The sequence below is a fragment of the Enterococcus sp. 12F9_DIV0723 genome, from assembly GCF_002174375.1.
GTDB classification, from domain to species: Bacteria; Bacillota; Bacilli; order Lactobacillales; family Enterococcaceae; genus Enterococcus_A; species Enterococcus_A gilvus.
Genome location: NZ_NIBK01000001.1, coordinates 1,971,154 through 1,983,492, shown reverse-complemented (window position 1 = coordinate 1,983,492; position 12,339 = coordinate 1,971,154). Strand labels below are relative to the sequence as shown.

Annotated in this window: 9 protein-coding genes; 8 read left to right on the top strand and 1 reads right to left on the bottom strand. The window is 43.1% G+C overall.

Annotated features, from left to right (window positions below):
• Positions 1–108 precede the first annotated feature (108 nt).
• A complete protein-coding gene (locus tag A5868_RS09330; protein WP_010780576.1) occupies positions 109–288 on the bottom strand; it encodes a YjzD family protein in 180 nt (59 codons plus the stop codon).
• Between the two features lie 245 nt (positions 289–533).
• Here A5868_RS09330 and A5868_RS09325 point away from each other — a divergent pair, with 245 nt between their 5' ends.
• From A5868_RS09325 to A5868_RS09290, 8 genes are all read left to right on the top strand, one after another.
• Positions 534–3,791 (top strand): DNA polymerase III subunit alpha, encoded by a 3,258-nt coding sequence (locus A5868_RS09325; RefSeq protein ID WP_086303675.1) that lies wholly within the window; start codon positions 534–536, stop codon positions 3,789–3,791.
• Between the two features lie 139 nt (positions 3,792–3,930).
• Complete coding sequence (pfkA, locus tag A5868_RS09320) at positions 3,931–4,893, top strand: 6-phosphofructokinase (protein WP_010780578.1); 963 nt, start codon at positions 3,931–3,933, stop codon at positions 4,891–4,893.
• A 61-nt stretch (positions 4,894–4,954) separates the two neighbouring features.
• Positions 4,955–6,739, top strand: a complete 1,785-nt coding sequence (gene pyk / locus A5868_RS09315) for a pyruvate kinase (RefSeq protein WP_010780579.1) — start codon at positions 4,955–4,957, stop codon at positions 6,737–6,739.
• 455 nt (positions 6,740–7,194) lie between these two features.
• Positions 7,195–7,749: a YceD family protein gene (locus A5868_RS09310; protein ID WP_086304421.1), complete on the top strand. Its 555-nt coding sequence runs from the start codon at positions 7,195–7,197 to the stop codon at positions 7,747–7,749.
• 58 nt (positions 7,750–7,807) lie between these two features.
• A complete protein-coding gene (rpmF, locus tag A5868_RS09305) occupies positions 7,808–7,987 on the top strand; it encodes a 50S ribosomal protein L32 (RefSeq protein WP_010740070.1) in 180 nt (59 codons plus the stop codon).
• 461 nt (positions 7,988–8,448) lie between these two features.
• Complete coding sequence (gndA, locus tag A5868_RS09300) at positions 8,449–9,870, top strand: NADP-dependent phosphogluconate dehydrogenase (RefSeq protein WP_010780581.1); 1,422 nt, start codon at positions 8,449–8,451, stop codon at positions 9,868–9,870.
• Positions 9,871–9,978: 108 nt separating this feature from the next.
• Positions 9,979–10,665, top strand: a complete 687-nt coding sequence (locus A5868_RS09295) for a response regulator transcription factor (RefSeq protein WP_010740068.1) — start codon at positions 9,979–9,981, stop codon at positions 10,663–10,665.
• On the top strand, positions 10,662–12,167 hold the full coding sequence (locus tag A5868_RS09290; protein ID WP_010780582.1) for a HAMP domain-containing sensor histidine kinase: 1,506 nt from the start codon (positions 10,662–10,664) through the stop codon (positions 12,165–12,167). The genes A5868_RS09295 and A5868_RS09290 overlap by 4 nt, the downstream gene beginning before the upstream one ends.
• Positions 12,168–12,339 lie beyond the last annotated feature (172 nt).

Sequence of the window (12,339 nt, the reverse complement as noted above, 5' to 3'; positions counted from 1 at the left end):
CAAGCTGATTAATGGAGCGGATAAGAGATGAAACACCGCTTATAACTTTCACTAACTCTAAATTTGAAATAAACAAAAAACCAGTTACAATAAAGTAACTGGTTTTGTTTAGGCATTGCTTTTTTTAGGAGACACAAAACGCGCAGCGATAAGCGCGATCACGCCGACAATAAGTGAAATAATCGTAGATAATTCGAAGTTATAAGAACCGCTTTGCAAGGCGCCGCCTAAATAACAAACGGCTTGTCCAATTGCGAAAGCCCAAAATAATGTCACTAAATATTTCATCCAGAGCACCTCTTTTCGCAGGGAATTCTAGGTTCAGTTTAGCATTTTTTTTGAAAATGTAAAGAAAAGACTGATGAAAGAAACTAGAAAAAAAGCGAACGATTATTTTTAAGTATAGAAAGCCATTCTAGCAGTTATTGTTCTATTGTATAGTATGATAGACTGACAGAAGAAAGAGAATACCAGTTCTCCTTTCCTTAGCACTATGGGAAAGCAATGACACAAATACGAAGTAGGAGGAACTCATGCAAATCCCACAACTTTATACGAAAACTTCCTATTCTTTATTGAAAAGTACGTTAACGATCAGCGACTATGTGGCGTCAGCGAAAGCGCGCGGGTATACTGCTGTCGCGATCACTGATGAAAATGTGTTATACGGTGCGGTGGAGTTTTTCCAAGCGTGCAAAAAAAATCAAATGATAGGGATCATCGGGCTGGAATTGGATTTTTATTATGGGGAATCCACGGAGCGCGTGGTGCTTTATGCCAAGAATGTGGCTGGGTATCAGGAATTGATGCGTTTATCCAGTACGCGTATGATGGCAGAAAAACCGTTACCTTTGCAGGAATATAACTTAAACGGGGAAAATCTAATCACCGTTCTTCCAGTAGACGCACTATCTAATCCAATGGACGCTATTTTTTCAGCCTTCGGGGAAATAGGCGAGGGTCAAAGGTATTTAGGCATTTCGCCTGCCACAAACCTGTCGTCGCTGCCGAAAAGCTTGCCGAAAATCGCGATCCATGAAGTCGCCTATTTGGACACGACGCAAGCTTTTGCGATCAAGGTCATGAATCATATTCAAAACGGGAATCAAATTCCGCGGGAAGAACTGACCAATCAGCTCGGAGACAATTATCTGCTGGAGATGCAGACACTGGCGGACAGCTTCGAGGAGGAAGAAGCGGTGAGGCATGCGCAGCAATTAGTCGAGCAGTGTCAATTTGAGTTGCCGCTGCATCAAAAATTATTGCCTCATTATCCGGTTCCTACACAGCAGACGGCAGACGCCTATCTGCAAGAGCTTTGCTGGCAAAAGCTGCCGGAACGAATCGCCGATGTTACCGATGACTATCGCCAACGTCTGACCCGTGAATTGGGCATCATCCATAATATGGGGTTCGATGACTATTTCTTGATCGTTTGGGACGTGATGGACTATGTCCATCGCAGCAAAATCGTGTCGGGTGCCGGTCGTGGATCAGCAGCAGGCTCCTTGGTCGCATACGTCTTGAGCATCACGGATGTTGATCCGATCAAGTATGACCTATTGTTTGAACGTTTTTTGAATCCCGAACGAAACAGCATGCCGGATATCGATTTGGATATTCCTGATAACCGCCGGAGTCAGGTGCTGCATTACGTCCACGAAAAATATGGGCATTTCCATGTCTCGCAAATCGCGACATTTGGAACGATGGCAGCGAAAATGGTGCTGCGGGATGTAGGTCGTGTGTTCGGCTTATCCCAAAGTGAAGCCAATCGCTGGTCCAAAGCCATTCCGAGTCAGTTGAAAATTACCTTGCGAGAGGCCTATGACAAATCCGAACCGCTAAAACGATTGGTCGCCAGCGATGAACGCAGTGACCTGCTTTTCCAAACGGCTCTGACGCTGGAGGGCTTGCCTCGACACGTATCGACGCACGCAGGGGGAGTCGTGATCAGTGATGTGAATTTGATGTCCGTCGTGCCATTGCAAAACGGGTCTGAAGATATCCTGCTGACACAATTCACCATGACAGACGTTGAAGCGATTGGGCTTTTGAAAATGGATTTCTTAGGCCTGCGAAACCTCTCGATCATTGACAATGCGCAGCAAAATATTCGACGAGTCTACCGTGAGGAATTGAATTTAAAAAATGTCCCATTAGACGACCCGGAGACCTTGGCCTTGTTCCAACGAGGAGAAACTAGCGGTGTGTTCCAATTTGAATCGGCTGGTATCCGCAAAGTGCTGCGCAATCTCCATCCGACCTCATTTGAGGATATCGTGGCGGTCAACGCATTGTATCGACCAGGACCGATGCAAATCATCGACCAATTCATTGCACGAAAAAATGGACGAGAACAAGTAACCTATCCAGATGTTTCTGTTGAAAAGATTTTGGCGCCGACCTACGGGTTTATCGTCTATCAAGAGCAGATCATGCAAGTCGCGGCTCAGATGGCGGGCTTTACTCTAGGGGAAGCCGACATCTTGCGTCGTGCCGTCAGTAAGAAGAAAAAAGACCTGTTAGATGAAGAAAGACGTCATTTTGTCAGTGGTGCCGTTTCCCGCGGACACAGTCAAAAAAGTGCGGAAGAAGTCTATGATTATATCGAGCGCTTTGCTAATTACGGCTTCAACCGTTCCCATTCTGTCGCGTATTCCTTTATCGGTTATCAAATGGCCTACATGAAGGTCCATTATCCGGGGGCTTTTTACACGGCGCTCATGCAGTCGGTGCGAAACGACCCTAAGAAGCTGCGGGAGTATATCGCAGAAGCGAATCGAGCAGGGGTCAAATTATTGCCGCCAGACATCAACCGCAGCAGCTACAGCTTTACTCTAGTAGAGAAGGACGTGATCCGATTCGGGCTGGATGCCATCAAGGGCATGCGACGGGATTTTGTCAGCGACGTCATCACCACTCGGAAAGAGGAGGGGACCTTCAAGTCACTGGACGATTTCCTGCTGCGAATCGAAACCCGCTGGCTGAAGAATGAATACGTAGCCCCGTTGATCTATGTAGGCGCCTTTGACGCACTCCATGCCAATCGAAAAGAGTTAGCAGATGGGCTGGAAGGCAAGATCCAAAACGTGCAATACAGCGGCGGGAGTATGTCCTTGCTGGATGTCATGAGTTTGAAGGAGCGTCCTTCCGACGATTTCTCATTGGCAGAACGTCTGGATTACGAGGAACAATACCTCGGGTTGTATGTTTCCGGCCACCCGACTGAAAACTACCCGAAACTATTGAAGCAAAAGGATCTGCTGCCGATCACGGAGCTCACGGTGGGAAATCACGGAAAGATTCTCTTCTATTTAAAAGATATCCGTGAGATCCGCACCAAAAAAGGGGAGCAAATGGCATTTCTAACAGGGAATGACCAAAGCGGCGAAATCTCCTTGACCATTTTTCCGCAACCTTATCGACGCCTCCGCAACGAACTAGAGCTGGAAAAGGTCTATTATGTGCAAGGCAAAGTCGAACGCAGCCGGTATGACCAGGCACTTCAACTGTTAGTAGAAGAGTTGGTATTGGCCCAGACAGCAGAAGATGCGATCAGCGACCGGACCCTCTATTTGAGAGTGCAGGCGGAGCAAGATTCGCCTGAAATCCAACAAGGAATTGCCGAAAGATTGCAATTGGTCCCCGGAAAAGTGCCCGTAGTGATCTATTATGAAAAAAGCAAACGGAAGATTGTGCTGGATAAAAAGTTTTGGGTGGGGGTTAATGACACCCTCTTAAATGCTTTAAGTGACATATTAGGGGAACAAAACGTCGTAATAAGATGATTTCTTGTAACTTTCAAAAACTTTTTTCAAAATACGCGCTTTTCCCATAGACATCCCAAGACTTTTGGGATGTTTTTTGGTAGAATGTACCATGAATTACACGATGTATGTTTTTTGAGAATACTTATGAGGTGAGAAAATGAAACGCATTGGAATTTTAACAAGTGGAGGAGACGCTCCCGGAATGAACGCTGCTGTTCGTGCAGTGGTTCGTAAAGCGATTTTTGAAGGCATGGAAGTTTATGGCATCAATTATGGTTTTGCCGGTTTAGTCGCTGGTGATATCCGTCGTTTAGACGTTGCAGATGTCGGCGATAAGATCCAACGAGGCGGAACTTTCTTATATTCAGCTCGTTACCCAGAATTTGCTACAGAAGAAGGGCAATTAAAAGGGATCGAACAATTAAAAAAATTCGGTATCGAAGGCCTAGTTGTTGTCGGTGGTGACGGTTCTTATCACGGAGCGATGGCGTTAACAAAACACGGCTATCCAGCGGTTGGTATCCCAGGAACGATCGATAATGACATTCCAGGAACAGACTTTACTGTCGGGTTCGATACAGCGATCAACACCGTGCTAGAATCTGTCGACCGTATTCGTGATACAGCGACTTCACACGTTCGTACGTTCGTTATCGAGGTTATGGGACGTAATGCAGGCGATATCGCTTTATGGTCAGGTGTTGCTGGTGGTGCTGACGAAATCGTCATTCCAGAACACGAATTCGACATGGCGAAAATCGCGAAGAAAATCCAAGCAGGCCGCGACCGCGGGAAGAAACATTGCTTGATCATCCTTGCTGAAGGTGTGATGGGCGGAAATGAATTCGCGGATAAATTAGCGGAATACGGCGACTTCCATACACGTGTCAGTGTATTAGGTCACGTTGTTCGTGGCGGCGCTCCAAGTGCACGCGACCGTGTATTGGCAAGCAAATTTGGTTCATACGCTGTTGACTTGCTCTTAGAAGGCAAAGGCGGATTGTGTATTGGTATCAAGGACAATGAAGTGGTTGCTGCTGATATCGTCGACGCATTAGAAAACAAAAAACACAAACCAGATCTTTCTTTATATGATCTAAACAACGAAATCTCATTTTAATCTCGTTAATAATAGTGAAAGCTATATATTATAAACAATCAAGAATGGAGCGTATTACGTAATGAAAAAGACGAAGATCGTTAGTACATTAGGACCAGCAAGCAACACGGTTGAAACAATCTCAGAATTAATTGAAGCTGGTGCTAACGTGTTCCGTTTCAACTTCTCACACGGAGATCACGAAGAACAATTATCACGTATGCACATGGTTCATGAAGCAATTGAAAAAACTGGTAAAGACGTTGGTATTCTTTTAGATACAAAAGGTGCTGAAATCCGTACAACTGTTCAAGATACAACAGAAGCAGACTATGGTCGTGCTGGATATATCGAATTTAACGTAGGCGACAAAACACGTATCTCAATGGATTCTGAATTGAAAGGTACAAAAGAAAAAATCGCTGTTACTTACCCTGGCCTATTCGACGATGCACATATCGGCGGACACATCTTATTCGATGATGGCTTGATCGACATGGAAATCGTTGACAAAGACGATGCAAACCGTGAATTGATCATGGTCGTTAAAAATGCAGGTATGCTAGGTTCTCGTAAAGGGGTAAACGCTCCTGGAATCTCAATCAACTTACCTGGTATCACTGAAAAAGATGCAGACGATATCCGTTTTGGTTTAGATAACGACATCAACTTCATCGCTGCAAGTTTTGTACGTAAAGCACAAGACGTTCTTGATATTCGCGAAATTTTAGAAGAAAAAAATATGACACACGTGCATATCTTCCCTAAAATCGAATCACAAGAAGGAATCGACAACATCGATGAAATCATCAAAGTTTCTGATGGTATCATGATCGCTCGTGGAGACATGGGTGTTGAAATCGCTCCTGAATTAGTACCAATGGTTCAAAAACGAATCATCAAAAAATGTAACTATGCAGGCAAACCGGTTATTACAGCCACTCAAATGTTAGAATCAATGCAAGAAAACCCACGTCCAACACGTGCGGAAGCATCTGACGTTGCCAACGCTGTATTTGACGGAACAGACGCTACAATGCTTTCTGGTGAATCTGCAAATGGTAAATACCCAGTTGAAGCTGTTGGCACAATGGCTCGTATCGACATGGAAGCAGAAGCTGCTTTGTCAGAACTAGGTTCATTCCAAATCAACGAATTCGACAAATCAAATGTGACTGAAACAATTGGTTTATCTGTTGCACGCGCTGCGAAAAACTTAGGCGTTAAAACAATCGTTGCTGCTACTGAATCAGGCCATACAGCTCGTATGATCTCTAAATACCGTCCAGATGCTGACATCTTGGCTGTCACATTCGACGAACATACAAAACGCAGCTTGATGGTTAACTGGGGTGTCTTCCCAACAGTTGCTGAAAAACCAACAACAACTGACGAAATGTTCGACTTAGCTGCTCAAAAAGCTGTTGACTTAGGTTTCGCATCAGAAGGCGACTTGATCCTGATCACTGCTGGTGTACCAGTTGGTGAACGTGGAACAACCAACGTTATGAAAGTTCAAATGATCGGTTCTAAATTATTACAAGCACAAGGAATCGGCGAATCAACAGTCGTTGCCCATGCAGTCGTAGCAAAATCTGCTGACGAAGCAATCAAAAATGCAAAAGACGGTATGGTCTTAGTTGTACCAACAACTGACAAAGACTACATGCCAGCGATTGAAAAAGCTGCTGCATTGATCGTTGAAGATGGCGGCTTGACTTCACACGCTGCAGTTGTCGGTATCGCTCAAGATATCCCTGTGATCGTGGGTGCGAAAGACGCAACTTCAACAGTTGTTGACGGCGAATTAGTCACTGTTGACCCTCGTCGCGGTATCGTTTACCGTGGACAAACTACAGCCATCTAAACCATTAGATCGTTGTTTTTAAAAGAACTGTGGGGACTGCGACATATTTATGTCACAGTCCTTTTCTATGAAGAATACAGAGGATGGCGCATTGTCGATATTTCTATGATACCTATAAGCTCAGCTAGCTCAGTAATAAGGTGAGAATTTTTCTGACGTAAAATTCTTTTTGTTTTCGTACGCATACCATTTTTCTAATCACGCTAAAGCGTGAAGAAAAACTGGCAAAGCTGACCAAGCTCATGAAGCTTTTCGAGGTGTCCAGCTTTCTGAGCTAGCTTTATCGACATTAAGCGAAAATTTATATAAATCTGAGAAACGATTTTTATAAATTTTAGTCTTAATGCTCAAAAGCTGACCAAGCTCATAAAGCTTTTAAGGGTGTCAAGAAAATTTCATTGACAAAGGTTTTTTCCACCTGTATAATATCGATTGTTGCTTAGAGGTGATGAATGATGAAATGGTCGATTGGCGAATTGCGCCGCTATAAAGAAGAAGCACTAAATTTTTCAGAAACGATCAATGTGAATGAGGCTTTGACAGCCCGGGATAACGAGGTCTTAGCAGTAGCTCCGGTTGCTGTAGAAGGAATCTTATCTGTCGGAAAAAATGAATATATTTTACATTATCGTTTGAAAACTGTTGTAACTGTTCCTTCAGCCCGCTCCTTGGAACCAGTTGATCTGCCACTTGATCTTTCAGTGGACGAAGTATTCATGACACGGGAGCAATGGTCTTCTATGGAAGAAGAACGGGATGAAGAGATCCTTGTCCTAGACACGGATACGATCGACTTGACCGATTCTATCGAAGACAACATTTTATTAGCGATTCCGATGCAAGTTTTTTCTGAAGAAGAATTACGCACGACTGATTTGCCGAAAGGAAACGATTGGGAAGTCGTCAGTGAAGAAGACTACTTACAGAAAAAAGAAGAGGTCGCTGAAACAATTGATCCTCGTCTTGCGAAATTATCTGAGCTGTTCAACGAATCAGAAGATGACAAGTAAGATTGGAATAAAACGTATCACTAATGATACTTCATTTTATAAGGAGGTGTAACACCCAATGGCAGTACCAGCTAGAAAAACATCAAAAGCTAAAAAGAACAAACGTCGTACTCACTACAAATTGACCATTAAAGGATTAAACGAATGTCCTAACTGTGGCGAAATGAAGAAGAGCCATCACGTATGTGCCAACTGCGGCTACTATGATGGAAAAGATGTTATGTCTAAAGAAGCATAAGCACTTTTTAATAGAGAAAGTCAAAACCTCAAGACTAACCATGGAGTCTTGAGGTTTTTTTCTTAGATTTTCAAGCGTCAAGCGCAGGCGATGCGAAAAGAACAGTCCACTCATTGGGCATTCTGATCAGCACCGTCTTTACTGGGTGAAAAGCCCGGACTTGTCAAATTTCGTTAAAGCCTTGGAAAAACATGGTGAAAAAAGACAAATAAAGCTTGCTTTTCTCAAAAAAACACTATTCATTTTCCATTCTCACTTTCTTAGGATATAATGAGAAACGTATTGAATAAATAAGTTGACTATACACAGTTCCAATAAAGAGATCATTGTTTATAAGAATTGTTCGAATAGTCGCGCATTTGACCTGTGGAATCATTCAGTGAGTTTTCGTGGAGAAGCCATAGGGAGGATCACTCTTATTTTTTCCAATGGGAATTACAGCATGAACTAGGAGGATAACTATGTCAAAACAACAATTCGGCGTCGTAGGTATGGCCGTGATGGGAAAAAATCTAGCCTTGAATATTGAAAGCCGCGGATATTCTGTCGCTTTGTTCAACCGGACTGGGTCTAAAACTGAAGCGGTAGTCGCAGAGCACCCTGACCGTAACTTAAAAGCAACATTCTCGATCGAGGAGTTTGTAGAAGCGATCGAGAAACCACGTCGTATCCTTTTGATGGTGCAAGCAGGTCCAGCAACCGACGCAACTATCCAATCGTTGTTGCCGCATTTAGATAAAGGCGATATTTTGATCGACGGAGGGAACACCTTCTTCCAAGACACCATTCGTCGGAATGAAGAATTGTCGACTTCAGGAATCAATTTCATCGGTACAGGCGTTTCCGGTGGGGAAAAAGGCGCACTCGAAGGCCCTTCAATGATGCCGGGCGGACAAAGAGAAGCCTACGATTTGGTTGCGCCGATCTTTGAACAAATCGCTGCGAAAGCAGAAGATGGCGAACCATGCGTTACGTATATCGGTGAAAACGGTGCGGGACATTATGTAAAAATGGTGCACAACGGTATCGAATACGGGGATATGCAATTGATCGCTGAATCCTATGATTTGATGAAACATTTGCTAGGTCTTTCTGTTGACGAGATGGCAGAAGTTTTCTCAGAATGGAACAAAGGCGAACTAGACAGCTATCTGATCGAGATCACTGCGGACATTTTGACGCGCAAAGACGATGAAGGATCAGACGAGCCGATCGTTGATATGATCAAAGATGCTGCAGGAAATAAAGGTACCGGTAAATGGACATCACAAAGCGCCTTAGATTTAGGTGTGCCGCTGCCATTGATCACAGAATCTGTTTTTGCTCGTTTCATTTCTGCCTATAAAGAAGAACGTGTCGAAGCCAGCAAAGTTCTTTCTGGACCAGCTCCTTATAAATACGAAGGCGATAAGAAAGAATTAATCGAAAAAATCCGTGAAGCCTTGTATTTCAGTAAAATCATGAGCTATGCGCAAGGGTTCTCTCAATTACGTGTTGCATCAAAAGAATACGACTGGGATTTGCCATTCGGCGATATCGCGAAAATCTGGCGTGCCGGCTGTATCATTCGTGCGCGTTTCTTGCAAAAGATTACAGATGCTTACGACAAAGATGCCGATCTTGCGAACTTGATGCTAGATGACTACTTTAAAGAAATCACTGAAAAATACCAACAAGCCGTTCGTGAAGTTGTGGCGATCGCTGTTCAAGCAGGGGTCCCTGTACCAACATTCTCATCTGCTATTACGTATTATGATTCTTACCGTGCGGAACGTTTGCCAGCAAACTTAATCCAAGCACAACGGGATTACTTCGGTGCCCACACCTATGAACGGATGGATAAAGAAGGAATTTATCACTATAGTTGGTACCACGAAGAATAGCAAAAGTTATTTATAACATTTAGTGATAACTAGCTATAGCTTTTTGACAGGTTTAGCCCTATAATAATAGAGGTTTAATGAAATTCAACTTGGAAAGGAACTAAAAAAATGAGTAATATTCTGATCATTGAAGATGAGAAAAATCTAGCTCGTTTTGTCGAACTAGAATTGAAACACGAAGGCTATGATACAGAAGTTCATTATAATGGTAGAACAGGACTCGAAGCCGCTTTAGAAAGTGACTGGGATGCAATCTTACTTGACTTGATGCTTCCTGAATTGAATGGTCTGGAAGTTTGCCGCCGTGTTCGTCAGGTGAAAAACACACCGATCATCATGATGACAGCCCGTGACTCTGTGATCGACCGCGTTTCTGGATTAGATCACGGTGCCGACGACTATATCGTCAAACCTTTTGCGATCGAAGAATTATTGGCGCGTTTACGTGCGTTGCTTCGTCGAATTGATATCGAAGGCGATAAGAATGTTGCTAAACAAACGACGATCACTTATCGTGACTTAACGATCGAAAAAGAAAATCGTGTCGTACGTCGCGGAAATGAAATCATTGAATTGACCAAACGTGAATACGAATTGCTATTGACGCTTATGGAAAATGTCAACGTTGTTCTTGCCCGGGATGTTTTACTTAACAAAGTTTGGGGTTACGAAACAGAAGTAGAAACCAATGTAGTGGATGTATACATTCGTTACTTGCGGAATAAAATTGACGTACCAGGCGAAGACAGCTATATTCAAACCGTCCGTGGTACTGGTTACGTTATGCGCTCATGAGAAAATTTATCAAGAAACAAAGAGAACTGAAGGGGCCCTCACTCACCATCAAGTGGGCCTTTACAAGTTCTTTCTTTATATTCGTCGTTTTTACGATCTTCGCTGTGATCACGTATAAATCCTCCGTGAATTTGATCGTCACTAAAGAAAGAACAAACGTCGAGCGAACGATCTCTGAAGTGACTTCTCGTCTGGCAAATGCGGATGAAGAGCTGACACTTGTCAATACGTATCGGACATTGACGGAAACAGACGCGCAAGACAATGCGATGTACGATCAAAACATGACATTAGAAGGCAACATGATGCGCATTGATGATTTTATTTCTGAACTCGGTCAGCGTCAATTGTCTCTGGATATCTACAATCTAGATAAGAAACTGATCTTTAAAACTCAAAAGGATTACCAGCCCTTAGTTCAAACAAAGCACAAGGCGCCTACGATCGTCACCGTGGATGAAAAGAACGGCTTTTTATCCGTAGAGCCGATTTATTCTAAAAAGACTCGGGAAAAGATTGGTTATGCTCAAGTCTTTTATGAGCTGTCTGATTTTTACGAGATGCGCAGCAAACTGCTGCTGACGCTGATCGTCCTGGAGATCGTTTCGCTATTGTTGAGCAGCTTTTTAGGGTTCCTGTTATCTTCCTATTTCTTAAAACCTGTGAAGATTTTACGAGACACCATGGAAATCATTCGACAAGACCCTCAAGCCGAGGTGCATGTGCCTGAAATTACAACCAATGATGAGTTATCTGATCTGGCGGTGATTTTCAACGATGTGATTGATCGCATCCGCATGTACATCGAGCAGCAGGAACAATTTGTTGAGGACGTCTCTCATGAATTGAGGACACCTGTGGCAGTCATCGAAGGCCATTTGAATATGCTGAATCGCTGGGGCAAAGACGATCCGGAAATTTTGGATGAATCGATCCAAGCCAGCTTACAAGAACTGGTTCGTATGAAGAGTCTTGTGCAGGAGATGCTTGACCTGTCTCGGGCAGAACAAGTCGATGTCTATTATGGGAACGAAACGTCGAAAGCAAAAGAAGTGACGAACCAAGTATTCAATAACTTCAAATTACTGTATCCTGAATTTACATTTACCTTGGACGACGATCTAGATGGTGAGAAGATCCTCAAGATTTACCGCAATCATTTGGAGCAAATCATGATTATCATTCTAGACAACGCTGTAAAATACTCCACAGATCGAAAAGAAGTTCATCTTTCTGTTTCATCTACTCTAAACAAGTTTGAAATCGCGATACAAGATTTCGGTGAAGGAATTCCTGACGAGGACATTGACAAAGTCTTTAACCGTTTTTATCGCGTCGATAAAGCACGCGCGCGGACCAAAGGTGGGAATGGGCTGGGACTGTCGATCGCCCATAAACTTTTAGAGAGCTACAAAGGAAGTATCAGTGTCGAAAGTTCAGTTGGTAAGGGAACTATTTTTAGAATTTTTATCCCAATGATGGAAGAAAAAACAGCCGAGTAATACTTGGCTGTTTTTTTATGCGAAAGTTGTAAAGAAATTCAAGATAAGATAGCGTTATTTTTGTTTTAAAATCGAACGTTATTTTGGAGTTTCAAATGAACGTTCGAAAAATAAAAAAGATTGAAAAAAATCACAAAAAATAGTTGCATTAATGGTTGAAGATTGCTATATC